At 69.0% G+C, this 23,710-nt stretch carries 26 protein-coding genes and 1 pseudogene; 7 read left to right on the top strand and 20 right to left on the bottom strand.

From position 1 onward, the window contains the following. Positions 1–63: 63 nt before the first annotated feature. The gene (locus ACG00Y_RS11150) at positions 64–1,881 is read left to right on the top strand and encodes a rhamnogalacturonan lyase B N-terminal domain-containing protein (RefSeq protein ID WP_394478763.1); all 1,818 of its coding nucleotides are present in this window, start codon (positions 64–66) and stop codon (positions 1,879–1,881) included. An 18-nt stretch (positions 1,882–1,899) separates the two neighbouring features. Here ACG00Y_RS11150 and ACG00Y_RS11155 read toward each other — a convergent pair. Continuing rightward, positions 1,900–2,022 (bottom strand): annotated as a pseudogene (locus tag ACG00Y_RS11155) (Nif3-like dinuclear metal center protein); the annotation flags it as partial. Between the two features lie 121 nt (positions 2,023–2,143). On the opposite strand from ACG00Y_RS11155, the gene ACG00Y_RS11160 reads away from it, so the two are divergent. Then, positions 2,144–3,064 (top strand): M14 family metallopeptidase, encoded by a 921-nt coding sequence (locus ACG00Y_RS11160; RefSeq protein WP_394478764.1) that lies wholly within the window; start codon positions 2,144–2,146, stop codon positions 3,062–3,064. A 4-nt stretch (positions 3,065–3,068) separates the two neighbouring features. Here ACG00Y_RS11160 and ACG00Y_RS11165 read toward each other — a convergent pair whose 3' ends face one another. Together ACG00Y_RS11165 and ACG00Y_RS11170 are read right to left on the bottom strand one after the other, a co-directional pair. Next, positions 3,069–3,632, bottom strand: coding sequence for a hypothetical protein (locus ACG00Y_RS11165; protein WP_394478766.1), 564 nt, complete (start codon positions 3,630–3,632; stop codon positions 3,069–3,071). A 205-nt stretch (positions 3,633–3,837) separates the two neighbouring features. After that, positions 3,838–4,584: a Nif3-like dinuclear metal center hexameric protein gene (locus ACG00Y_RS11170; RefSeq protein WP_394478768.1), complete on the bottom strand. Its 747-nt coding sequence runs from the start codon at positions 4,582–4,584 to the stop codon at positions 3,838–3,840. 18 nt (positions 4,585–4,602) lie between these two features. Between ACG00Y_RS11170 and ACG00Y_RS11175 the strand changes: the two genes are divergently transcribed. Continuing rightward, positions 4,603–5,787 (top strand): trypsin-like peptidase domain-containing protein, encoded by a 1,185-nt coding sequence (locus ACG00Y_RS11175; RefSeq protein ID WP_394478770.1) that lies wholly within the window; start codon positions 4,603–4,605, stop codon positions 5,785–5,787. Here the strand turns inward: ACG00Y_RS11175 and tatC are convergent. The 12 genes from tatC to argB all read right to left on the bottom strand — a co-directional run bounded on the left by tatC (position 5,763) and on the right by argB (position 12,666). Continuing rightward, on the bottom strand, positions 5,763–6,566 hold the full coding sequence (gene tatC, locus ACG00Y_RS11180; RefSeq protein WP_394478772.1) for a twin-arginine translocase subunit TatC: 804 nt from the start codon (positions 6,564–6,566) through the stop codon (positions 5,763–5,765). The two genes, ACG00Y_RS11175 and tatC, sit on opposite strands and share 25 nt — an antisense overlap. Further along, a complete protein-coding gene (gene tatB / locus ACG00Y_RS11185; protein WP_394478774.1) occupies positions 6,566–7,036 on the bottom strand; it encodes a Sec-independent protein translocase protein TatB in 471 nt (156 codons plus the stop codon). Before tatB ends, tatC begins: the two co-directional genes overlap by 1 nt. Then, positions 7,037–7,273 carry a Sec-independent protein translocase subunit TatA gene (gene tatA / locus ACG00Y_RS11190; RefSeq protein ID WP_394478776.1) on the bottom strand — a complete coding sequence of 79 codons (237 nt, stop codon included), beginning with the start codon at positions 7,271–7,273 and terminating at the stop codon, positions 7,037–7,039. A gap of 48 nt (positions 7,274–7,321) precedes the next feature. Continuing rightward, positions 7,322–7,669 (bottom strand): histidine triad nucleotide-binding protein, encoded by a 348-nt coding sequence (locus ACG00Y_RS11195; protein WP_394478778.1) that lies wholly within the window; start codon positions 7,667–7,669, stop codon positions 7,322–7,324. Beyond that, complete coding sequence (locus ACG00Y_RS11200) at positions 7,669–7,992, bottom strand: phosphoribosyl-ATP diphosphatase (protein ID WP_394478779.1); 324 nt, start codon at positions 7,990–7,992, stop codon at positions 7,669–7,671. Before ACG00Y_RS11200 ends, ACG00Y_RS11195 begins: the two co-directional genes overlap by 1 nt. After that, complete coding sequence (hisI, locus tag ACG00Y_RS11205; protein WP_394478781.1) at positions 7,985–8,374, bottom strand: phosphoribosyl-AMP cyclohydrolase; 390 nt, start codon at positions 8,372–8,374, stop codon at positions 7,985–7,987. The genes ACG00Y_RS11200 and hisI overlap by 8 nt, the downstream gene beginning before the upstream one ends. Before the next feature lie 4 nt (positions 8,375–8,378). Continuing rightward, positions 8,379–8,804: an NUDIX domain-containing protein gene (locus tag ACG00Y_RS11210; RefSeq protein WP_394478783.1), complete on the bottom strand. Its 426-nt coding sequence runs from the start codon at positions 8,802–8,804 to the stop codon at positions 8,379–8,381. Then, the gene (locus ACG00Y_RS11215) at positions 8,801–9,667 is read right to left on the bottom strand and encodes an ATP-binding protein (RefSeq protein ID WP_394478785.1); all 867 of its coding nucleotides are present in this window, start codon (positions 9,665–9,667) and stop codon (positions 8,801–8,803) included. Before ACG00Y_RS11215 ends, ACG00Y_RS11210 begins: the two co-directional genes overlap by 4 nt. 23 nt (positions 9,668–9,690) lie before the next feature. After that, complete coding sequence (slmA, locus tag ACG00Y_RS11220) at positions 9,691–10,314, bottom strand: nucleoid occlusion factor SlmA (RefSeq protein WP_394478787.1); 624 nt, start codon at positions 10,312–10,314, stop codon at positions 9,691–9,693. Between the two features lie 9 nt (positions 10,315–10,323). Continuing rightward, entirely contained in the window at positions 10,324–11,010 is a 687-nt protein-coding gene (locus ACG00Y_RS11225; protein WP_394478789.1) for a response regulator, read from the bottom strand. Positions 11,011–11,086: 76 nt separating this feature from the next. Next, entirely contained in the window at positions 11,087–11,761 is a 675-nt protein-coding gene (locus ACG00Y_RS11230; protein WP_394478790.1) for a pyrimidine 5'-nucleotidase, read from the bottom strand. Beyond that, a complete protein-coding gene (argB, locus tag ACG00Y_RS11235) occupies positions 11,761–12,666 on the bottom strand; it encodes an acetylglutamate kinase (RefSeq protein ID WP_394478792.1) in 906 nt (301 codons plus the stop codon). Before argB ends, ACG00Y_RS11230 begins: the two co-directional genes overlap by 1 nt. A 66-nt stretch (positions 12,667–12,732) precedes the next feature. On the opposite strand from argB, the gene ACG00Y_RS11240 reads away from it, so the two are divergent. The 3 genes from ACG00Y_RS11240 to ACG00Y_RS11250 are packed head-to-tail and all read left to right on the top strand — an operon-like array spanning position 12,733 to position 14,422. After that, positions 12,733–13,626: a cation diffusion facilitator family transporter gene (locus ACG00Y_RS11240; protein WP_394478794.1), complete on the top strand. Its 894-nt coding sequence runs from the start codon at positions 12,733–12,735 to the stop codon at positions 13,624–13,626. After that, on the top strand, positions 13,623–14,063 hold the full coding sequence (dtd, locus tag ACG00Y_RS11245) for a D-aminoacyl-tRNA deacylase (RefSeq protein ID WP_394478796.1): 441 nt from the start codon (positions 13,623–13,625) through the stop codon (positions 14,061–14,063). The genes ACG00Y_RS11240 and dtd overlap by 4 nt, the downstream gene beginning before the upstream one ends. After that, positions 14,063–14,422: a cupin domain-containing protein gene (locus ACG00Y_RS11250; RefSeq protein WP_394478798.1), complete on the top strand. Its 360-nt coding sequence runs from the start codon at positions 14,063–14,065 to the stop codon at positions 14,420–14,422. The genes dtd and ACG00Y_RS11250 overlap by 1 nt, the downstream gene beginning before the upstream one ends. 21 nt (positions 14,423–14,443) lie before the next feature. On the opposite strand, the gene ACG00Y_RS11255 is transcribed toward ACG00Y_RS11250, so the two are convergent. Together ACG00Y_RS11255 and ACG00Y_RS11260 are read right to left on the bottom strand one after the other, a co-directional pair. Next, positions 14,444–15,226, bottom strand: coding sequence for an SDR family oxidoreductase (locus ACG00Y_RS11255; RefSeq protein ID WP_394478800.1), 783 nt, complete (start codon positions 15,224–15,226; stop codon positions 14,444–14,446). Continuing rightward, positions 15,223–15,552, bottom strand: a complete 330-nt coding sequence (locus ACG00Y_RS11260) for a nuclear transport factor 2 family protein (protein WP_394478802.1) — start codon at positions 15,550–15,552, stop codon at positions 15,223–15,225. Before ACG00Y_RS11260 ends, ACG00Y_RS11255 begins: the two co-directional genes overlap by 4 nt. 99 nt (positions 15,553–15,651) lie before the next feature. Between ACG00Y_RS11260 and ACG00Y_RS11265 the strand changes: the two genes are divergently transcribed. Continuing rightward, a complete protein-coding gene (locus tag ACG00Y_RS11265; RefSeq protein ID WP_394478804.1) occupies positions 15,652–16,563 on the top strand; it encodes a LysR family transcriptional regulator in 912 nt (303 codons plus the stop codon). 160 nt (positions 16,564–16,723) lie between these two features. On the opposite strand, the gene ACG00Y_RS11270 is transcribed toward ACG00Y_RS11265, so the two are convergent. The 3 genes from ACG00Y_RS11270 to ACG00Y_RS11280 are packed head-to-tail and all read right to left on the bottom strand — an operon-like array spanning position 16,724 to position 23,684. Continuing rightward, positions 16,724–20,008 (bottom strand): GH36-type glycosyl hydrolase domain-containing protein, encoded by a 3,285-nt coding sequence (locus ACG00Y_RS11270; protein ID WP_394478806.1) that lies wholly within the window; start codon positions 20,006–20,008, stop codon positions 16,724–16,726. After that, on the bottom strand, positions 20,005–20,727 hold the full coding sequence (locus ACG00Y_RS11275) for a carboxylesterase family protein (protein ID WP_394478808.1): 723 nt from the start codon (positions 20,725–20,727) through the stop codon (positions 20,005–20,007). Before ACG00Y_RS11275 ends, ACG00Y_RS11270 begins: the two co-directional genes overlap by 4 nt. Beyond that, the gene (locus ACG00Y_RS11280; protein ID WP_394478810.1) at positions 20,724–23,684 is read right to left on the bottom strand and encodes a glucosidase family protein; all 2,961 of its coding nucleotides are present in this window, start codon (positions 23,682–23,684) and stop codon (positions 20,724–20,726) included. The genes ACG00Y_RS11275 and ACG00Y_RS11280 overlap by 4 nt, the downstream gene beginning before the upstream one ends. Positions 23,685–23,710: the final 26 nt, after the last annotated feature.

Raw genomic sequence — 23,710 nt, forward strand, 5'->3', positions numbered from 1 at the left:
GCCCGAGCATTCCAAACCGGACGCAGGAACGGGCCTGCAGTCCACCCATACCAAGGAGACAACATGTTCGACTCCCGTCGTTGGCGACAACTCGTGGCCGGCTTTGCCACGGCCGTACTGGCCGCAGCCGCGCCACTGGCCCAGGCCGCGTTCAGCATCACCACTCGCTGGGACGGCGGCAACGCCGCCCAGCCCCAGTACGAGGTGGACACCAATGCCGGCCTGGTCTTCAAGATCCGGGCCTACGACAACGGCGTCAGCACGCAGTCGGCCGGTGACATCTCCAGCCTGCTCTACAACGGCGTGCAGTACCAGAACGCCTCGCGCGGCTCGCAGCTGAACTCGGGCTTCGACTACCTGTACAGCAACGTCTCGGCCGTCAGCGTCAGCGCCGAGATGGTCTCCAGCACGGGCGCCGCCACGCCCGCCTCGACGGCGCAGAACGGCGTCGTCACGGGCGGCAGCTACATCAAGATCACCGTCACCAGCAACAGCAGTACCGGCGGTGTGCTCAAGCACTACTACTTGGCCAAGGCGGGCGAACCGCGCATCTACATGGCCACGCACTTCACGCAGGAGCCCGACACGCTGAATCTGGTGCGCTACATCCTGCGCGTGCCGGTGGGCGTGCTGTCCAGCGGCCCGGCCGCCGGCCTGCCCGGCGGCCTGACACCCAGCGGCAGCTGGGCGCAAGACCTGCGCAGCACCGACACCACCATCGAGGCCGGCGACGTGTTCAGCTTCGCCTCGGGCAGCCTGGCCGGCCAGACGCGCTCCAAGCACTACGCCAACATGCGCGTGAAGGACTGGAACTTCTTCGGCGGCCGCAACAGCGCCGGCACCGTGGGCCTGTGGTTCTACCGTGACAACCACGAGGGCAGCTCCGGCGGCCCCTTCTACCGCAGCCTGCTCAACCAGATCACCAGCACCGACAACGAGCTGACCTACATCGTCAACTACGGCGAGGCGCAGACCGAGGCCTACCGCCTGGGCGTGCTGAACAGCTACACGCTGATGTTCACCAACGGCAGCTCGCCCACGGCACCCGACACCAGCTGGTTCTCGCTGATGGGGCTGCAGGGCTATGTGCCGGCGTCGGGCCGGGGCACGGTGGCCGGCGTGGGCCTGGCCGGCACCGTGGCCGGCAACGTCTACACGGTCGGCTTCTCGAACAGCCAGGCCCAGTACTGGGCCGGAGCCAACCTGGCCAGCAACGGCTTCTTCAAGAGTACCGGCATGCGGCCCGGCACCTACACGCTGAAGGTCTACAAGAACGAACTGGCCGTCTACACCGGCAGCGTCACCGTCAATGCCGGCGGCACGACGACGCTGAACACGTTGACGATCAACGCCGACCCGGCGGCCACGACCTCGCTGTGGCGCATCGGCAATTGGGACGGCTCGCCCGCCGAGCTGCGCAACGGCGACAAGCTGACCTGGATGCACCCCTCCGACGTGCGCATGGCCAGCTGGGCACCCGGCAGCTTCGTCGTCGGCAGCTCGGCCACCACGGCCTTCCCCGCCTATCTGTGGAAGAGCGTGAACGATGCTCAGATCGTGCAGTTCAACCTGAGCGCCGCACAGGTCAAGAACTCGACCGTGCGCATCGGTATCACGACCGCCTTTGCCGGTGGCCGTCCGCGCATCACCGTGAACAACAGCTGGACCGCAGCCAACCCATCGCCCTCCACGCAGCCGGGCACGCGCACGCTGACGGTCGGCACCTACCGGGGCAACAACACGACCTACAGCTTCACGGTGCCCGCCAGCGCGCTGGTGGCCGGCACGAACACGATGACCATCAACGTCATCAGCGGCTCGTCCGGCACCACCTACCTGAGCCCGGGCGTCTCCATCGACGCGCTCGACTTCAGTCAGTAAACGTGCGGCAACCCAGCCTCAGGCCGGGTTGTCCACGTCGATGAACTGCCAGCTCAATCCCAGGTCCTGCGCGACCTGGGCGCCCACGCCCTGCACGCCGTAGCGCTCGGTCGCATGGTGGCCGGCAGCGATGAAGGCCACCCGGCGCGGTGGCCTTCTGCCGTCCTGCCCAGCCGCTTGCCCAGCAACATGCTGCAGCCTTTCATCGGGCGGCGCGGCGGCTGGCAGACTGCCGACCACCCACGCAGCCACGGAGACCCGCTTGCCCTCAGCCCCCTACCCCATCGGCACCCCGGGCCAGGCCTGGGGCCCCACGGAAGTGGCCGCGTGGCGCGCAGGCGTCGTCCGGCAGCGCAGCTACACCGCCGACGTGCTGGCCGCTCTCGAGCCGCTGCGCCAGGACTTCGATGTCAGCGAGTACGGCGCCGTCGTCTACGACGACCAGCGCTTCGCCCTGATGGTCTTGCGCAGCCGCCACTGGCGCGACGACTTGCCCACGCTGGTGGTCACCGGCGGCGTGCACGGCTACGAGACCAGCGGCGTGATGGGCGCCCTGCAGTTCCTGCGCGAGCACGGTCTGGAGACCGCCGGCCGGGCCAACCTGCTGACGGTGCCCTGCGTCAGCCCCTGGGCCTACGAACGCGTGCAACGCTGGAACCGTGACGCGCAGGACCCCAACCGCAACTTCCGCCCCGACAGCCCGGTGGGCGAGTCTGCAGCGCTGGTGGCCCTGCTGGCACCGCTGCGCGGCCGTGTGTTGCTGCACATCGACCTGCACGAGACCACGGACAGCGACGAGGCCGAGTTCCGCCCCGCGCTGGCGGCCCGTGACGGCGAGGCCTTCGCGCCGGACAGCGTGCCCGACGGCTTCTACCTCGTTGACGACGAAGACCGCCCCGAGCCCGAGTTCCAGCGCGCCGTCATCGACGCCGTCGCCCAGGTGACGCACATCGCGCCGCCCGATGCCCAGGGCCTCATCATCGGCTGCCCGCTGCAATCGCCCGGCGTCATCCGCTACGCCGTGACGAGGAAGAACCTGTGCGCCGCCATCACGGCAGCGCGCTTCAGCACGACCACCGAGGTCTACCCCGACAGCCCGCGCACGACGCCGCAGCAATGCATCGCCGCGCAGGTCACCGCCGTGCGCGCGGCCATTGCCTACGCGCTGTCGGCCACGGCCTGACGCGCTACTGGCACGTCCGCACGTCCTTGGCGCCAGCGCCTTGCGTGGCCTGCAGATGCGTCAAGGTGCGCGCCATCCGGCCCATGCGGCGCGTCACCAAGCCCTGCGCGTCGCGCTCGAGCTTGACGCAGAGATCGGGGTCCAGCCCCATCGCGATGCGCTCCTCGAAGGTGGGCCTGGGCGAGTTGCTGCGCGGATCGGTCGTGGCCGGGTTGGCCAGTGCACCACGCAGGACCTCGATGCGGGGCCGCAGGTTCAAGGGGCCACTGCTTGAAGCGGGCTGCGCCGGCGACGGCACCACGCCGTGGGCGCCGACCGTCGCGGTTGCGCCGTCGGGGCTGGCCACGGCGCCTGTGGCGATGACGAACTCCGGCGGCACGATGACCCGGATCTCCACCGGCACAACCACCGCCTGCGGCCGTTCGACCGGCGTGCGGCGTGGGCTCGGCGGCGGCACCAGACGCAACACCAAGGCCTGACTGGCCTCAGCACCGCCGACCGGCGAGCGGCGCCCTTGCCAGAGCAGCAACAGCACCGCAGCATGCGCCATCAGCACGGCCAGGATCACGACACGCCGGTGTCGCCCGGACCCACCGGGCCACCGCACCCCGACGGCACTCAAGCCGCAGGCCGATGCGCGTCCACGCACCAACGCGGCGCCACGGTCAGGGCGGAGGGGCTGCGGCGACAGGCGTGACAGTGCATCGGCGCATGCTAGGCGCCGTCACCGGCTGCGGCGTTACGCCAGCATTAGGGCGCGGTGGGGCGATCGCTCAGGCCGGGTTGGGCACGTCGATGAAACGCACCTCCAGCCCCAGCTCGGCCGCCACGCGCTCGCCCACGCCCTGCACGCCGTAGCGCTCGGTCGCATGGTGGCCGGCGGCGATGAAGGCCACGCCGGTTTCGCGGGCGTAGTGGGCCTGGGGCTCGGAGATCTCGCCGGTGATGAAGACATCGGCGCCGGCCGCGATCGCCGCCTCGAAATAGCCTTGCGCGCCGCCCGTGCACCAGGCGACGCGGCGCAGCGGCCGACCATCGCCCTCGGCCAGCACCGGCTCGCGGCCGGTCAGCGTGCGCAGTTGCGCCGCCAGCCCGGCCAGCGTCGTCGGCGCGGTGCTGGCGATGAAGCCCAGGTCCTGCTCGCCGAAACGGCCATCCGCCGTCCAGCCCAGGCGCTTGCCGAGCTGCGCGTTGTTGCCCAGCTCGGCGTGCGCGTCCAGCGGCAGGTGGTAGGCGAACAGGTTGATGTCGTGCTGGATCAGCCGCGCCAGCCGCTGCTTCATCCAGCCCGTCACGCGGCCGTCCTGGCCGCGCCAGAACAGGCCGTGGTGGACCAGGATGGCATCGGCGCCCGCCTCGATGGCAGCGTCGATCAGCGCCAGGCTGGCAGTGACCCCGCAGACCAGCCGGTTGACCTCGGCGCGGCCCTCGACCTGCAGACCGTTCGGCCCATAATCTTTGAAGCGCCCGGGCTCCAGCCATTGATTGAGCTGGCGTTCCAGCGCGGTGCGATCGGTCATGGCTTGTGAGGTAAACGGGTGTTGAAGCGGCTCTGGCTGATTTTCGCGCAGGCGGTCACGGTGGCGCTGGCCGCCCTCTTCGTCATCTCGACGCTGAAACCACACTGGCTGCAGCAGCCGCGCTGGCCGGAGGCGACCATCGCCGAGACGGCCCGCCAGATCGCGCTGCCGCCCTCGCCGCCGGCCTCGGTCGTGCGCACCGGCTATGCACAGGCCGCCCGGGCCGCACTGCCCTCCGTCGTCAGCATCACCGCGAGGAAGGCGCCGTCTCGCTCGGCGGGCCGCGCGCGCGACCCCTTCCATTTCGGCTTCCCGTTCGGTCCGCGCCAGCCGCGTGGCAACCCGCAGCTGGGCCTGGGCTCGGGCGTCATCATCTCGGCCGACGGCGTGCTGCTGACGAACAACCATGTCGTCGAGGGCGCATCCGACATCGAGGTGCAGCTCAGCGATGGCCGCCAGACCCGCGCCACCATCGTCGGCACCGACCCCGAGACCGACATCGCGGTGCTCAAGATCACCCTGCCCGACCTGCCCGCCATCGGCCTGGGCGATGCGGCCAACCTGCAGGTCGGCGACGTGGTGCTGGCCATTGGCAACCCGTTCAACGTCGGCCAGACGGTCACCTCGGGCATCGTCTCGGCGCTGGGCCGCAACCAGCTGGGCATCAACGCCTTCGAGAACTTCATCCAGACCGACGCAGCCATCAATCCCGGCAACTCCGGCGGCGCGCTGGTGGATGCCGACGGCCGGCTGGTGGGCATCAACACGGCCATCTTCTCGCGCAGCGGCGGCTCACTGGGCATCGGCTTCGCCATCCCCGTGGACGTGGCCCGGCAGGTGGCCTCGGCCATCCTGAAGGACGGCGCCGTCGCCCGCGGCTACATCGGCGTGGAGCCGCGCGAGCTGACGCCGGAGCTGGCCGAGGCGCTGAACGTGGGCGACGTGAAGGGTGTGCTGATCCGCAGCGTCTACAACGACGCGCCGGCGGCCAAGGCGGGCATCAAGCCCGGTGACGTGCTGACCCGCGTCGGCGAGCAGGCGATCACCTCGCCGGCCGAGCTACTCGCCAGCGTCGCAGCGCTCAAGCCGCGCAGCCAAGTCGAGGTGCTCGTGCAGCGCGGCGGCAAGGCGATGAGCTTCTCGTTGGCCGTGGGGCTGCGCCCCCCGCCCGAGCAACGTCAGCGGGCTTCCGAGGAGGACTGATCCTCGGCGTCTTCCGGCGCCTGGGTGTGCTTGACGAAGTACTTCGCCGCGAACAGGCCGACCTCGTAGAGCAGGCACATCGGGATGGCCAGCGCGAGCTGAGAGACGATGTCGGGCGGCGTGATGATGGCCGCGATGACGAAGGCCAGCACGATGAAGTAGCCACGCCACTCGCGCAGCTTCTCCACCGACACGATGCCCATGCGCGCCAGCACGACGACGACCACCGGCACCTCGAAGGCCGCGCCGAAGGCGATGAACATGTTCATCACGAAGCCGAGATAGGCCTCGATGTCAGGCGCCGCCGTGATGCTCTTGGGCGCAAAGCTCTGGATGAAGGCGAAGACCTGGCCAAAGACGAAGAAGTAGCAGAACGCCACGCCGCCGAAGAACAGCAGCGTGCTGGACAGCACCAGCGGCATGACCAGGCGCTTCTCGTGCGAATACAGACCTGGCGCGACGAAGGCCCAGGCCTGGTAGAGCACGATCGGCAGCGACAGCATGAAGCCGGCCAGCATCGTGATCTTGATCGGCACGAAGAAGGGCGCGATGACGTTGGTCGCGATCATCTTCGTGCCCTCGGGCAGGTTGGCCACCAGCGGTGCGGCCAGCCAGTCGTAGAGCTGACCCGGGCCAGGGTAGAAGCACAGCACGCCGAAGCAGACGGCGATGGCGATGACGGCGCGCAGCAGCCGGTCGCGCAACTCCATCAGGTGGGCGACGAAGGGCTGCTCGGTGCCGGCCAGTTCGTCGTGGTCGGGCTTCTGGAAAGAACTCATCAACGGATACCTGGCGGGCGGAAACGCGCCACGCGCGCGGCACCTGACTGCGTATGCCGGCGGACGCCGGCCTTTTGCTTGAACCACATCGGCGTACTGCCGCGCTTGAGGCGCCAGTTCTTCTTCGGGTGGCGGTACTCAGGCGCCGGCGCCGCGAGTGCCGAGTCATAGGACGAATCGCTACTCACGTCCTGCCAGGTCTGGTTCAGCGCGTTGGTGGCGCTGTCGACCTCTTGGCGCACGCTCTGCTCGACGTCGCTCACCGCCGTCTGGAACTGGGACTTCATCTTCTGAAGCTCCTCCAGCTCGATGGAGCGGTTTACCTCCGCCTTCACGTCGGCCACGTAGCGCTGCGCCTTGCCCAGCAAGGCGCCGACGGTGCGGGCGACGCGCGGCAGCTTCTCGGGGCCGATGACGATCAGCGCCACTGCGCCGATCAGCGCGATCTTGTCAAAACCGAAGTCCAACACTTAGGACTTGGTCTTGGCGTCGACGTCCACGGTGTTCGGGTCGTTGACCTTGCCGGCGGTGACCTGCTGCGGCGGCTTGGCCGCGTCTTCGGACGTCGTACCGTCCTTCACACCGTCCTTGAAACCCTTGACGGCGGCGCCGAGATCCGAACCGACGTTGCGCAGCTTCTTCGTGCCGAAGATGGCGATGACGACGACGAGGACGATCAGCCAGTGCCAAATACTGAATGAACCCATGATGCTTGCTCCTTGTGGACTGGCTCAAATTCTAGGTGAGGGCTACCCCTAGCCTTTCAACCAGGGTCTGGGGCCGCCCATCACATGCAAATGGAGGTGATAAACCTCCTGGCCGCCATCCTGCCCGGTGTTGATGACATGACGGAAACCGTTGGTGACGCCCAACTCCTTCATGAGCTTGGGGCCTAGGGCCACCATGTGACCGAGCAGCTGGCTTTCAGCCTCCGTCACGTCGGCCATGGAGGCAATGTGGCGCTTGGGGATGATGAGGATGTGGACCGGCGCCCAGGGATGGATGTCGTGGAAGGCGAGGACTTGTTCGTCCTCGTAGACCTTCTTGCTCGGAATCTGGCCGGCGACGATCTTGCAGAAGATGCAGTGGGGGTCCGCGCTCATCACTTGTGTCCTCGTTGGGCGAATTCCGTCAGGCCGGACAGACCTTCGCGCCGGGCCAGTTCGTTCAGCACGTCCTCGGGCTTGAGCCCGAAGTGGGCCAGCGCCACCAGGCTGTGGAACCACAGGTCGGCCACTTCGTAGACGACTTTCTGCGGGTCGCCGTCCTTGGCGGCCATGACGGTCTCGGTGGCTTCCTCGCCGACCTTCTTCAGGATGGCGTCCAGGCCCTTGTCGAAGAGCTTGGCGACGTAGCTGGTGCTGGGGTCGGCACCTTTGCGCGATTCGATGACCGCGCTGACGCGGGAGAGGATGTCGTCACTCATAGATCTTCGCGGGGTCTTTCAGCACAGGCTCGGTGGCGCCCCAGACGCCGTTCTCCAGCTTCTGGAAAAAGCAGCTGTGGCGGCCGGTGTGGCAGGCGATGCCGGGTTCATGGCCCAGCTGCGTGATGGTCAGCAGCACGACGTCGTTGTCGCAGTCCATGCGGATGGCATGCACCTGCTGGAAGTGGCCGCTCTCCTCGCCCTTGTGCCAGAGCTTGCCGCGCGAGCGGCTCCAGTACACGGCCTGGCCGCGCTGGGCCGTCAGCGCCAGCGCCTCGCGGTTCATCCACGCGAACATCAGCACGTCGCCCGTGCCCTGCTCCTGGGCGATGACGGGCACCAGGCCCTTGTCGTCCCACTTCACTTCATCAAGCCAGTTCATCTTTTCAGTCTAGGTGAGTCGGGCCGACGTGGCCGCGCTCTTGGGCAAACCAGTTCAGCACGGGGATGGTGCCGGGCAGCACGGGTCTGACCTGCACCGGCAGGCTGGCCCAGGCCATCTGCTGACCTTCCAGCATCTGGAACTCGCCGGTCCAATCGAACACCTTGCAGAAGTTCAGCCGCACGCGGGCATGGGGGTAGTCCATGACCAGCGTCTGCCACGGGTGGGCGGCACCTATGCAGATGCCCAACTCTTCATGCAGCTCGCGGGCCAGTGCCTGCTCGACGCTTTCGCCCGCCTCGACCTTGCCGCCAGGGAACTCCCAGTAGCCGGCGTAGACCTTGCCTTCGGGGCGCGAGGTCAGCAGGAACTGGCCGTCAGGCGCGACGAGCACGCCCACCGCAACTTCGGTGATCTCGCGTTCGGTCATTCGACCCGCCCCGCCATATCCCGCGCGAACTGGTAAGCCACCCGGCCCGAGCGCGAGCCGCGCTCCAGCGCCCAGATCAGCGATGGCTGGCGAGCGGCCTCGATGGCCGCCTCATCCAGCCCAAAGTGACGCAGCCACTGGCCGACGATGGCCAGGTATTCGTTCTGGCTGAAGGGATAGAAGCTGATCCACAGCCCGAAGCGCTCGGACAGCGAAATCTTCTCCTCGACCGCCTCACCGGGATGGATCTCGCCATGCTCGCCTCGCGTGCCGCCCAGGTTGTCCACCATCTTCTCGGGCAGCAGGTGGCGGCGGTTGCTGGTGGCGTAGATCAGCACGTTGTCGCCGGCCGCCGCCACGGAGCCATCGAGCACGCTCTTCAGCGCCTTGTAGCTGGCCTCGCCTTCGTCAAAGCTCAGGTCGTCGCAAAAAACGACGAAGCGCTCCGGGCGGGCTGCGACCTGCTCGACGAGGTCGGGCAAGTCCACCAGGTCGGCCTTGTCGACTTCGATGAGGCGCAGGCCCTGGGCCGAGAACTCGTTCAGCACCGCCTTGATGAGGGAACTCTTGCCTGTGCCCTTGGCGCCCGTCAGCAGCACGTTGTTGGCCGGCCGGCCGGCGACGAACTGGGCCGTGTTGCGCAGCAGGCGCTCCTTCTGCGGCTCCACTTCCTGAAGGTCGGACAGGCGGATGCGGCTGACGGCACGCACCGGCTCCAGCACCAGCGCGCCGTGCCGCCGGCGGGCGCGGAAGGCGGTGGACGCGGCCCAGTCGGGCGGCGTGGCGGCGTGGGGCAGAACCGCTTCGAGACGGGTCAGCAGACCCTCGGCGCGGTTGAGGAAGGATTCCAGAGCGGCAGACATCGCCGCAGTTTAGGCGGGCCGCCTCAGCCGATGCTTCGCAGCGACGCTTCCAGCTGCTCCGTCGGCAGCCGCTTGAACCCCGAGCGGGCATAGCGCTGCAGCCGCCCGATGATGAAGCTGACCCACACCGAGGCCTGCGCGTTGGCCTGCACGGTCGGCGTCAGCGAGCCCTGCGCCTCGGCCGCCGCGCGCAAGACCTGGCGCAGCGAGGACTCGATGCGATCGAAGAACTGGTTGATGCGCGCCGTCAGCCGCTCGTTCTCGTAGACCAGCGCGTCGCCCACCATGACGCGCGTCATGCCCGGGTTCTTCTCACCGAACTGCAGGATGACGCTGGCGATGCGCGCGGCGGCACCGGGGGGCGGCAGCGGGTGAGGGGCGTCGACGACCTGGTGGACGAGACCGAAGACGCTGCTCTCGATGAAGTCGATGAGCGCCTCGAACATCTGCGCCTTGCTGGCGAAGTGGCGGTACAGCGCCGCCTCGCTCACATCCAGCTTGGCCGCCAGCGCCGCCGTCGTGATGCGGTCGGCGCCAGGCTGCTCCAGCATGCCGGCCAGCACCTGCAGGATTTGCGTGCGGCGCTCGCCAGGCTTGGGGCGTTTCTTGGGAGCGGGGGCGGCAGTTGCGGGCGGGTCGGCGTCCATGGCGCGATGCTAGTCGCGCAGCCAGCCGAGGCGCCGGGCCTCGTAGATCGCTTCCACCTTGGAGCGCACGTGCAGCTTGCGGTAGACGCGCTTCACATACGTCATGACCGTGTGCGGCGACACCTGCATGAACTGCGCAATCTCGTCGAAGGTGAAGCCCTTGGCGGCCAGGTGCAGCACGCGCGACTCCTGCTCCGACAGTGCGACGATCTCCTCGTCGGCCAGCGTGGCGGCCATGGCCTCGGGCGAGGGGCCGGTCGACGCCTGGGCGCCAGGCGCCAGGCGCACCAGCAGGCGGCGGGCAATGATGGGGCTGATGGGGCTGCCGCCGGCGCGCAAAGACCGCAGCTGACCAGGCAGGTCCAGCGCCAGGCTGTCCTTGAGCAGGTAGCCGGTGGCGCCGGCCTCGATGCTCGCCACCACATGCTGTTCGTCGCCGAACACCGAGATGACCATCACCTCGCACTGCGGCCGCGTCTGCGCGGCGTGGCGGATCAGCTCGATGCCGCTGCCGCCGGGCAGGTCCAGGTCGACCAGCAGCACGTCGGGCAGCAACTGGTCGAACATGCGGCGGCCCTGCGGCAGGTCGGGCGCGATGCCGAGCAGTTCGATGTCGGGCACGCTGCCCAGCGCGTGGGTGAAGGCCTCGCGGAAGCGGGCCTGGTCTTCGACGATGAGAACCGAGAACGGAGTCATTGATTCTTCTGATTCTTCAATGGCGCGAAGCCGGTATTGTCGTGCCAGGAGCGCCCGTTGCCATGCACGTCTTCCTTCAGAACTTGGGGGCCCGGGCCAGCGCAGACAGCGACCGCACGCGGCGGCTCACATAGGCGGGGCGGTGATGCAGGCGGCGGCCGTCGGCGGCCTTGCGCAGCCAGCGCTGCATCCACACCGTGGCCATCCCCAGGCTGCGGGCAGACTTCTGGTGGATGAGCGTGTCTTCGACGAGCACGCACTGCTCGGGCCGCAGCCTCAGGCGCGCCAGCACGATGCGGAACATGCGCGCATCCGGCTTGGGCCGTGACTCGCGGAAGCAGCTCATGTCCTCGACGCAGACCATGCCTTCGAAGACGCCCGTCAGCCCGATGGCCGCCAGCACGCGCTTGGCGTAGGCGCGTGGCGCATTGGTCATCAGGAACTTGCGGCCCGGTAGCCGGCGCAGCGCGGCCAGGTCTTGCGCGTGGCCGTGCAGGTGCGGGTCCAGGCCCGGCAGCAGATGGGTCTCGTGCAGGAAGTGCGCAGCCTTCACGCCATGGTGGCGCTGCAGGCCGGTCAGCGTGGCGCCGTAGCGGTTGAAGTAGCCATGGCGCAGCGCCACGGCCTCCTCGGTCGTCAGGCCGAGGTGCGTCTCGATGTAGCTCGTCATCGACGCGTTCAGCTCGGGGAAAGCGCGCTGCGACGCGTTATGCAGCGTGTCGTCGAGGTCGAACAGCCAGACTCTGGACATCAACGCGAACTGATCATGGTGCCGTAGGCTTGGTCCGTCAGCACCTCCAGCAGCATCGCGTGCGGCACGCGGCCGTCGATGATGTGGACGGCGTTGACGCCGCTCTTGGCCGCGTCGATGGCACCGGCGATCTTGGGGATCATGCCGCCGCTGATCGTGCCGTCCTCCACCAGCTCGTCGATGCGGCGCGGCGTCAGCTCGGTCAGCAGCTCGCCGTTCTTGTCGAGCACACCGCGGATGTTCGTCAACATCAGCAGCTTCTCGGCCTGCAGCACGGTGGCCAGCTTGGCGGCGACGACGTCGGCGTTGATGTTGTAGCTCTCGTTGTGCTCGCCGAAGCCGATGGGGCTGACGACGGGGATGAACTGGTCGTCCTGCAGCGCCTTCACGACGCTGGGGTCGATGGAGACGATGTCGCCCACCTGGCCGACGTCGTGTTCCTTGGCCGGGTCGTCCTTGTCCAGCATCTTCAACTTCTTGGCGCGGATCATGCCGCCGTCACGCCCCGTCAGGCCCACGGCCTTGCCACCAGCGGCGTTGATGAGGCCGACGATGTCCTGCTGCACCTGGCCGGCCAGCACCCACTCGACGACCTCCATCGTCTCTTCATCCGTGACCCGCATGCCCTGGATGAACTGGCCCTTCTTGCCCAGTCGGGAGAGGGCCCCTTCGATCTGCGGCCCGCCGCCGTGCACGACGACCGGGTTCAGGCCCACCAGCTTGAGCAGCACCACGTCTTCGGCGAAGTCCTGCTGCAGGTCCGGGTCGGTCATCGCATTGCCGCCGTACTTGATGACGATGGTCTTGCCGTGGAACCTGCGGATGTAGGGCAGGGCCTGGGACAGGATCTCCGCCTTCTCGCGCGGGGCGATGTGGGAAACGTCGGTGGTGTGGGGGCTGGTCATGCGCTGGGCTCCGGTGCAATGGCGCGCATTCTAGGAAGTCGTTGGCGGGCCGCGACAATGTCGTGCATGCACGCCAGCGCCTACCTCAAGCTCTCGGTCGCGACGGCGCTGGTGACCATCCTGCTGAAGAGTGCCGCCTGGTGGTGGACGGGCTCGGTCAGCCTGGCCGCCGACGCGCTGGAGTCGCTCGTCAACCTGGCCGGTGCCGTGTTCGCGCTGGCGATGGTCACGCTGGCCGCCCGGCCGCCGGACGCCGAGCACCCCTATGGCCACCACAAGGCCGAGTACTTCTCCAGCGGCTTCGAGGGCATCCTCATCATCGCGGCGGCACTGGGCATCTTCTGGGGCGCCATCGACCGATGGCGTCACCCGGAGCCGCTGAACGCCATCGGCCTAGGCGTGGGCCTGGCCGTGGTCAGCTCGGCGCTGAACGGCGCCCTTGCCTGGGCCATGCTGCGCAAGGCGCGCGAGGTGCGCTCGGTGGCGCTGGAGGGCGATGCGCGCCACCTGTTCACCGATGTCTGGACCTCGGCCGGCGTCGTCGCCGGGCTGCTCGGCGTCATGGCCACCGGCTGGCACTGGCTGGACCCGCTGCTGGCCGGCGTCGTGGCGCTGAACATCCTGCGCGAAGGCGTGCACCTGATGCGCCAGTCCACGCGCGGGCTGATGGACGAGGCGCTGGACGCCGACAGCCTGACCCGCGTGCAGGCGGTGCTGGACCGCTTCGGCGGCGAGCAGCACATCCGCTTCGACCACGTCGTCAGCCGCGTCGCCGGGCAGCGCCGCTTCGTCGACCTGCACATGCACATGCCGGCCACCTGGACGCTGGGCCACGCCGCGCAGCTGCGCGGCGAAGTGGAGCAGTCGTTGATGCGCGCGCTGCCGGGCCTGCGGGCCAGCATCCAGCTGCTGCCCATGGACGTGGAGGCCCATGCCATGAACGAGGAGGACGTGAATTGATCGCCGTGCTGCAACGGGTGCGCGAGGCGCGCGTGGAAGTGGGCGGGGCCGTCATCGGCGCCATCGGCCCGGGCCTGCTGATGCTGGTCTGCGCCGAGCCGGCCGACACGCCGGCCGTCGCCGAGAAGCTGGTCGCCAAGGCGCTGAAGCTGCGCATCTTCAGCGACGCGGCGGGCAAGATGAACCTCAGCCTGCAGGACGTGGGCGGCGGGCTGCTCATCGTCAGCCAGTTCACGCTGGCGGCGGACGTGAGCGCCGGCAACCGGCCCAGCTTCACCGGCGCCGCGCCGGCTGAGCAAGGCCGGCGGCTCTACGATCACACGCTGGCGTTTGCGAGCCGGCAACACCCGGACGTTGCCAGCGGCGAGTTCGGCGCCGACATGCAGGTGCACCTCGTCAACGACGGGCCGTTGACGATTCCGATGCGGATGAACTGATGACGCCTGCAATCATCCTGATGGACTCGACCGATGGCCGCGAGCCGGTGCTGGACCGGCCCCGCGAAGACCGCCGCGTGCAGGGTGCGCCGCTGCGACGCACCTGGACGCTGCACGAGGCCGGCCCCGTGAGCGCCGGCGTGTGGGAATGCGAGGTCGGCCGCTGGCGCATCGTGTTCCCTGCCGGTCGGCAGGAGTACTTCCACGTGCTGCAGGGCCGCGTGCGGCTGCATGGCCCGGCCGGGTTCACGGAAATCACCCGCGGCCAGGGCGGGGTCATCCCGCCTGGCTTCGAGGGCGAGTTCGAGGTGCTGGAGCCCGTGCGAAAACAGTTCGTCCTGGTGGACGTGGCGGGCTGATTCACCAATGGCGGCCGTCGACTACAGGGTGGGAACCGTGCCGCCGTCGATCCGGTACTCCGCGCCTGCGATCGAAGCAGATCGCGGGGACGCCAGGAAGGCAATTAGATCGGCCACTTCGCTTGGTTTGGCGGGTCGCCCCACCGGAATGCCGCCCAGCCAGTCCATGACGATCTTCTTGCCGCCTTCGTAGTCCGTGCCGGCCTCGTCGGCCATCCGCTGGGCAAACACCACGGAAGCCTCGGTCTCGATCCAGCCCGGCGCCACGCTTAGCACGCGAACTCCCTTGGGCGCTACTTCCCTTGACAGCGCCTTGCTATAGGTCGTGAGAGCCGCCTTGGCTGCGGCGTAGGCGGTGGTGGCCTCCGGCAAAGGCAGCAAACGCTGGATGGAACTGACGTGGATGATGACACCCGAGCCTTGCGCCAGCATCGTGGGCAGCAACGCACGATCCAGGCGTACTGCAGGCATCAGGTTCAGGTTCAACTCGGCGAACCAGTGCTCATCGCTGATCGCAGCGAAACCACCAGCGGGAGTTTTTGAGCCTCCGAGCACATTGATCACGATGTCGACGCCGCCCCACTTCTGCAGCAGGGTCTGAGCAAGCTGGCTCGTACCTTCTGCCGTCGACAGGTCGGCAGCGACATAGGTGACACCCTCCAAGGGCTGCTCTGGCACCGTGCGTGCGGAAGTCGCCACCCGGGCGCCGGCCTCCACAAGGGCTTGCACGACAGCGGCGCCCAGGCCCAGCGTGCCACCGGTGACCACGGCCCGCAGGCCATTCAGTTGAAGGTCGAAGCTCATACGGTGATCTCCAGGTTTGCGATCAGGCCGCGCTCAAGGCGGAACGAGAGCTTCAAATCGATGGGGCTGCCCGGGAAGCTACCGACCGTGTGGCTGGACACCACATGGAGCCCGTCGATCAGTTCCACCGAGAACGGGTCGTTGGTGTAGGTGTACAGCGTCGATGACTCGGCCTTCCACGCCTTGATGGCTTCGCGGCCGGTGTGGGTCTTGCGTTTGTCTATCACCACCCCCTTGGGCGTGAAACAGCGTGCGACTTCTTCGGGACCTTGCGTGTCTGCTGCGAAGTACGCGGCAATGGGTTCTGGGAGAGTGAGAGCCGACATGGTTGAACTCCTTGGTTGCGACGGTTCACACGATGCGCCCTGGGGACAAATTCGGGAATCTCCTAGAATGATCATTGGCCATGTAGCAAACGATACACAATGCGTGGGTCCGACTTTGCCGAGCTGAAGGCCTTCGTCGCCGTCGTGGAGCGCCAGAGCTTTGCCCGGGCCGCCGAGCATCTGGGCCTGTCGCCCTCGGCACTCAGCCAGACCATCCGACAGCTCGAAGGCCGCATCGGCGCTCGCCTGCTGAATCGCACGACGCGCAGCGTCGCGCCGTCAGCCAGCGGCGAGCGTCTCTACCAGCGCATCGCGCCGTTGTTTCGAGAGATGGCTGTTGCAGTCGCCGAGGCCGGCGAAGCGACGGGACGGATGAGCGGCACCCTTCGCATCAACACGCCGGGCATCGCTGCGAGAACCATCATTGCGCCCCGCCTTTCAAGCTTCCATCAGGCGCACCCTGACGTTTTGCTCGACATCGTGGTCGACGATGCGCTGGCGGATATCGTCACTGGCCGCTTCGACGCCGGCATCCGCGTGGGTGGACGGCTCGAGAAGGACATGGTGGCCGTCCGCCTCACGCCTGACCTGAACATGGTGGCGGTGGCATCCCCGGACTACCTCGCGCGTCGAGGGACGCCCAGTACACCTGACGAGCTGCATGACCATGCCTGCGTCAACTGGCGGCTACAAATGGACGGCAGGCACTATCGCTGGGAGTTCGAGAAACGCGGCCAGCGACTCGAAGTCGCGGTAGACGGCCCCGTCGTCACCAATCACGCCGACATCGGCGTTGCTGCCGCGCTGAACGGGCTCGGCATCGCCTATCACTTCGAGAGAGACGGCGTGGCTGAGCTCCTCGCCCAGGGACGGCTGGTCCAGATACTGGCGGACTGGTCGATCTCGCGCCCGGGCCTGTTCCTGTACTACCCGAACCGGCAGCATCGCCCGGCTGCGCTCGGGGCGTTCATCGACTGCCTGCTGGATAGAAAGCCGTTCGACCGGGCCTAGCAACGCGCCCAGAGTTCAAGGAAATCGATGTGGGCACCATCAGACGTGCTGCAGCGCACCGAGAAGTAACGCAGCCTTCAAGCTGGACCCCGAGGCACGCGAGGCCGCGATCCAGGCGCTGCGCGAGCAGGGCCAGCGACCTGGAAACGACGTAGGCCGCTCAGCCCAGCTCGATGGTCCAGCGGCTGACGCTGCCTGCCGCCGGACGCGTCAGCGCCAGCGCCCCCATGCGGTAGGCGTGCAGCCTGCGCTGCGCCGGCAGCTCCTGCCCGGCGGCGTCACGCACGCGCTCCACGCCATGGCCGCGTGCACCCACACGGTAGGTCAGCTCGAAGCGCAGGTCGGCCAGCGTCAGCTGCACGGTCAGGCCGTCCAGCACGGCCGGCATGACGGGGTCCACCACCAGCGCGTCGTGCTCCAGCCGCAGGCCCAGCAGCGAGCCGATCACCAGGCCCAGCGCGATGCCCGGGCCGCTGGAGTAGATGCGCCAGCCACCGTCCAGCGCCACCTCGCCGGCCAGCGCGCGGCCGTAGTGGGCCTGGGCGACATAACGGTCCGCAAAAGCGGCATCCGAGCTGGAGTAGTAGCAGTTGGCCTGGCGCCGGCTGGCGCTGGGCACGCGGTCGGTCAGCGCGATCGGGTGGGCCAGCGTCAGCGCCTGCAGGAAGGCCTCCGCGTGGCCCAGGTGGGCCAGCATCTGCGCGTAACGCAGATGGGCGTGCATGTACATGATGCCGATCTCGCGGCCGAAGAAGCTGCTGGTCTCGGCGCGCTGGAAGAAGCGCGACGGCCCGCCGCGGTAGGGCAGCGGCGCGTCGAACAGGCGGGCGCCGTCGGGGCCCTTCAGGTGCTGCTCGATCAGCTCGGCCTGCAGTCGCGCCTGCTCGGGCGTGAAGAGGCTGTCGAGCACGGCGTGCATCATCGGCAGCAGGCTGTAGCGCAGGCCGGTGCGGGTGTCGCGCGGGTGTATCCACAGCTCGCGCTCGCCCTGCTCAGGGAAGAGCGCGTAGCCGGTGGCGACGTCGTCCTGCACCAGCAGGCGCTGGAACTCGGCGCGCACGCTGGCGGCCTCGGCGATGAGGCCGGCGGCCTCCGCGCTGCGGCCGATGCGGCCAAAGGCGGTGGCCAGCGTGTGCAGCATCTGGTGGTGCAGCGTCACCGTCCAGGCGCTGCACATGCGCTCGCGCAGCGCCGGGTCGGCGGGCTGCAGGGAGTCGTTCCAGTCGCCATGCCAGTAGGCGGCCAGGCCGGTGCCGGGAACGACGCGTTGGCGGATCAGCGCGAGGGCTTGCTCGACATGCGCCGCCAGCGTGGCGGGCTCGCCGTCATGGAAGGCCACGACCTCGTCGAGCAGTCCGGCGTCGCCCGAGGCGATCAGGTATTGCGCCAGGCCCAGCAGCGGCCAGAAGACGATGTCGCCATGCGAATCACCCGCGCGGATGCTGCGCTCGCGCTCGAAGAACATGAACCACTGCGGCCAGTCGCCGTCGGGGTTCTGCGCCGCGAAGACGCGCAACAGCAAGTCACGCACGGGGGCGGGTTGGCCCAGCGCCAGCAGCATCTCCAGCGGGCCCTGGCAGACATCGCGCGTGCCCCAGCCGCCGCCGGAATACTGCTCCAGGCCGCGTGGCGACAGGTAGTGCACCAGGGCGTTGTGGGCGTACCAGGGCAGAATGTCGCGCAGCTGGGCCAGGGCCGGATGGGCCAGCTGCCAATGCGGCAGGGCCAGCGGCTGCGGCGCGGGCGGCGTGGCCTGCAGCAGCTCGCCGCGCAAGGTCATCTCGACGGCGGTGGCAGGCGCGAAGTCGAGCACCAGCAGCGGCTCACCGCGGCTGACGCCGTCGTCATAGAGCCGGCCGTCGTCGCCGACGATGACCAGGCCCGGCGCATCGACGACGAAGGCGCCTTCGGGGAAGCGCTCGGCGAGGCCGCTGCCCTCGGGCGGCGTGATGCGGAGCTGGTCGCCGCTGTGCACCCAGGCGGGCTTGCGCGGCTCGGCGCCGTCGTCGCCTCCTAGCGCAAGGTTGAGGCTGACGCGCACGCGCAGCGGCCCGCCTTGCAGCACGCGCAGCGCAAAGGTCATCGCATCTGGGGCCGCACCGGCTTCGGCCGTGACCTCGATGAGGCCGCCCGCGTGAGCGTAGAGCCAGCGGCAGCGCTGCGGCTGCATCTCGAAGGCCGAGGGCAGGCCCAGCAGCTGCCAGTCGTCGCTCGCTGCAGCCACGAACACGCGCAGGCCGGCCGTGCGGAACAGGCCCAGCAGGCTGCGCTGCGTGGACAGCAGGCGGTTGATGCTGACGTGGCCTTGCGTCAGCATGGAATGGAAGACGCCGCCCATCCAGCACGTGGACGTGAGCGCGCCTTCGTCGGGCAGCAGGTGATCGCCGCTGCGCAGGATGTGGCCGTGCGGGCGCTGCACGAGCAGCTCCTTGGCGCGCAGCACGACGTGGGCCGCGTCGCCGCTGAAGAAGCTCAGCAACTTGCCGTCCTGCCATTCCTCGTGGCGGCGCTCGCCGGTGAAGAGCTGGCGGCGGGACTCGGCGTCCAGGTCGAGGCTGGCGAGCTGCGGCGCGCTGGCGAACAGGCTGGCGGCGGGCGGCAGGCCGGGCATGTCGACCGGCTCAGCCGCCTGCGCCTCGGGCAGGGCCAGCAGCGCGGGCAGACGGGCAAGATCGGCGTCGCTGGTGGCCTCGGGGTGGTGGGTTTGCAGCGTCAGGAAGAAACCGGCGGCGACGCTGGCGCCGGGCGCGAGGGCGATGGGCGCGTCCTGCAGCGCGACGACTGCATGCTCGTGCTGCAGCCGCTGGCCGGGCAGGCCGGCCGTGAGCGCGGGCGGCGCCAGGCCCTCGCGGGCGGCATGGCCCCAGACCTGGGCGGCGTCGGTGGCAAACGATTCGGCGCGGCGCAGCGAGCCGGCCAGCAGCCAGGGGTGCAGCCCCTTCTGCGCCTGGTTCTGGCGCGCCGCCAGCAGCACGCCGTGCGTCGCGTCGTGCAGCGGCTGCAGGTCGAGGTAGTGGCTAACGTAGAACTCGTTGGTGCGCACCGCGCCGTAATCGGCCAGGCCCACGTCCTGCACCAGCACCGGCGCGATCTCGCAGGCGGCGGTGCTGGTGTTCTCGGCAAGCAGATGCCAGAACAGCGTGGCCTCGTCGGCGGCCAGACGCAGCTGCAGGCGCAGGGCCAGGTCTTGCCAGCTGCCGCGCATTTCGAAGGCGCCCGCTTCGGCGTGGACGCTCAACGCCGACTGCGGCCCGAGCAGCGGCACGGCCTGCCAGCCGGCTGCGTCGCGGCGGCGCAACCAGATATTGGCCGGCCCACCTTCCAGCTCGTTGCCGGGGAACAGGTTGAGCAGCAGGCCGGGCGCGAGCAGCAGCCGGCGCAGCGCGCCGTGAGACAGCAGCTCGGCTTCGAGGCCGGCGGTGTTGCGAATGGAATGGACGGTCATGTTTGTCGCTGCGCCAACAGCCAGGGCAGCAGTTCGGGGTCTTGGTAGGCGGGGGTCCACGAATCGTGGCCCACGCCGGGGTAGATGGTCAGGGAGGCCATGCCGCCGGCCGCGCGCAGCGCCTCGACGCAGGCCACGTGGGGCGCCAGCGGCACGACCTGGTCCTGATCGCCGTGGTAGGCGCGCACCTGCACGTTGCGCATCGCGGCGACCTTGGCCGGATCGCCAAAACCGCAGACCGGCGCGATGGCCGCGAGGTCGCGCGGGTAGGTGGTGGCCCACTGCCACATGCCGTAGCCGCCCATGGACAGCCCGGTGCCGGTGCAGCGCTGCGGATCGACAGGCAGCCGGCCCTGCAACGCGCCCAGCAGCTTGTGCAGGCGCTGCGGGTCCCAGCGCGCGCCCTCGTCGCACTGCGGGCTGATGAGGATGAAGGGGTAGGCCGCGCCGCGTGCGACATGCATGGGCGGGCCGTGGACCTTGACCTTCTCCAGGTCGGTGCCGCGCTCGCCGGAGCCGTGCAGGAAGACAACCAGCGGCCAGCGCGCCGAAGTCTGGGTGTACTCGCGCGGCAGCCAGACCCAGAAGCGCTCGCCCGCCAGTGTCCACGCGCGCTGCTCGCCGGCGGCCAGGCCGTCGGGCACCGTGGGCGGCAGCGCCGCGCAGGCAGTCAACAGCGCGGGTGTCGTCCACAGCAATTGGCGGCGGTTGATCGTCATGGCGTGGGCTCCAGTTGAACGGTGTTGGCGCCGGCGGGCAGCGGCAGCTCGCGGCCCTGCCAGGGCAGTACACGGTTGTCGAGGTTAGCGCGCGGCAGCGGGCCGGCACCGGGCCAGGCCAGGCGAAGCTCGCCGGGAAGGCGGTCGGGGCGCCGGTCGATGTGCAATGTCCAGCCGGTGCTGTTGCGCACGAGGCGGTAGTCGAGCCGGCCCCAGGCGGTGGACAGGCCGGTCACGCCGATGTCGCCGGCCGCGCGCCAGGCGGGCGACAGGCCGGCGCCGAGGACGAGGCTGCCGGTGCTCTCGCGCTCGTAGGCGAGCAGGTCCAGCGCGGCGCGCAAGTAGTCGGACGAAATCCAGGCATGCGGCATGTCGCCGAGGAACTGCACCTTGCGCGCGTCGGGCAGCACGACCTCGGCCCAACTGTGCCAGCCGGCCGGGCGCTGGTGGGTGAAGAACCATGCGAGCAGCCGGTGCGCGTCGTCCACGCGGCCCAGGCGCGCCAGCGCGCTGACGTTGCGCAGCTCGTAGGGCGTGTAGTCCTTCCAGGCCTTGGCGCCGGTGATGCGCGCGTCGGCCTCGGCGACGTAGCGGTCGAAGGTGCCGCGCAGCAGATTGGCTGGCAGCTTGCCTTCGGCTTGCGCGGGGTTGAGTGCCATCGTCGTGGAGGTGGCGTCGAAGTCGCCGCGGTCAGCGGCGCCCGCGATGTGGTCGAGCTTGTAGTGCTTGGCCGTGGCGGCGATGGACGCGCTCAGATCGGCTTCGAATTCGTCGCGGGACACCGCCCAGCGAACGGCGTGTGGCGTGTCGCCCAGCGCCTGCGCGATCTGCACGGCGTCCTTGTAGCCACGCAGCGCCCAGAAGTCGTCCCAGTAGGAGTAGGCCGGCTTGTCGGAATAGCCCTCGTGGCTGATGGAGGGTGGCATCAGCCCTTTGAATCTTGGATCGGCGCCGGGCTTGCGCTCGCTCTGTCGCAACGCCTCCATCCACGCGACGACGCGCTGCACGTGCGGCCAATGGCGCTGCAACAGCGCGCGGTCCTGCGTGTGCCGCCACAGCTCGGCGACGGCGAACAGATATTGGCCGTGGCTGTCGTTCTCGACGACCGGGTCGGCGCCGCGCTGGTCCACGCAGCAGGGCACCTTGCCGGACTCGAAGATGAAGCCGGCGTACCAGTCGACGAACTCGCGCGCCGCCTGCAGCTCGCCCATGCGCACAAGGCCGGCCACCATCATGGCGCCGTCGCGAATCCAGGCGCGGGCATAGGAGCGCGTGCCGGGGCGCAGCGAGGGGCCGTCGCGGGCCATGAGGATCTGCGCGAGCGCGGCGCGCATCGTGTCGACGATGGGCTGGGCTTGCGGGGGCAGGCGCAACTCCAGCACGCCGAGACGGTCACGCCATTGCGCGGCGGCGACGGCGAGGCGGGTGTCGAGGGCGGTCGCATCTCCTCCCGTGACCCAGCCGATGGTGCGGGCTTCGCCGGGCGCTAACTCAACATCGAAGCGCATCAGCGCCGAGGGCAGTTGCTCGCTGTCGGTCAGCTGTGTCAGCGGCGGGGCTTGCAGCAGTGACGCGAGGCCAGGGCCCGCGCCCCAGGGCGCGGCGCGGACTTCGGCGGGCGTCTCGCGCGGCTTGATGTTCAAGCTGGACGCCGTGAGCTGAGCGTCGCCCCAGGCCAGCATGGGCAGCGGGCTGACGCCGCCCGGCGTCGACAGGAACTGCTGCGGCGGGTTGACCTGCCAGGGGCGCAGGGCGAGCAGCAGCGAATACCGCTGCGGCTTGCCCGTCGGGTTGCGTAGCGTGTAGCGGGCCAGCAGGTGTGGGGCCTTGGCCGAGCCGTCGGCGCCGGCTTCGACGCGCAGCTCCACGTCGGCATGCCGCCACTGGACGACGGGCAGCGCGTGCTCGATGAGGCTGTGTTCGGTGCGAACCTGGGCCCAGGTGACGAGGCGGCCATCGGCCAGCCGGACGACTGGCTCGATGCTGGGGCCGCCACGGGTCAGCTCGATGGCGCCGTCTTCGCTGACGAGCCCGGAGCGCTGCGCGCCGCCGTCCACGCCGGCGACCGTCCAATAGTTCTGCTCGCCGAGGAAGGCGCGGGGCAGTTCGCCACGCGGCAGGGCCTTGGCGACCTCAGCGATGGCGGCATTGCGGTCGGGCCATTGCGCGGCATCGCGCAGTTCGACCTCGGGCGGCTTCTTGCCTTCGTGGCGAACCCGCAGCCACCGCCATTCCTGCTCGCCGAGGAAGAGCGCGCGGCCGGGGCGGGCGGACAGCAGCTTCCAGCGCCGGTTGTCGTCGGACACCTCGACACGCGTGGCCGCACCGCTGGCAAACCACAGGCCGTTGAACTCGCGCAGGCGGTGGAAGTCCAGCGTCACTTCGCCGCCGCCGAGCTTGCGTCTGGGTTCGGGCCAGGTCTTGGGCGCGGGGTCGCGGGGTTCGAGGTTCAGTGCGCCGACGCACAGGGACCCGGTCCCGCCGCCGCCCTGCTGGCCGGCAACGACGACGAACTCGATGAATTGGCTGCGTGTGAGCGTGCGGTCCTGCGTCGGGCCCCAGGCGAAGGCGATATGGCGGCGCTTGAAGCTGGTGTCGGTGAGCGTGTCGGGCAGGGCCAGCGCGGGGCGGTTGATCCACCAGACGTTGTCACCGCTGGCGTCGACGAACTTGATCTGCACGTCGTTGGTTGTGCTCGTGCCTTTGATCTGTGTGGTCAGGGCAAAGTCTGTCGGCCAGTCGAGTGGCAGTTCGCGGCGGAGGACGGCGTAACCGGAGACGCCGGAGAAGTCGTAGTCGAGGCAGAGGCTGTCGTCCTTGACGTCACGGCGGACGGTCGCCTTCACCTGGTCGGAGGCGGTGGCCTGCCAAGGGGTGGCGTCCTTCATGTCGTCGAGGACGGTGGCAGTGGCCATCTGTGCGATGGTCAGCATCAGCGGGAGAAGGACGTATCTCATGCTGTTGCTTTGTGCGAAGGCCCATG

The sequence above is a fragment of the Pelomonas parva genome (assembly GCF_043555835.1).
Lineage (GTDB): Bacteria > Pseudomonadota > Gammaproteobacteria > Burkholderiales > Burkholderiaceae_C > Pelomonas > Pelomonas parva.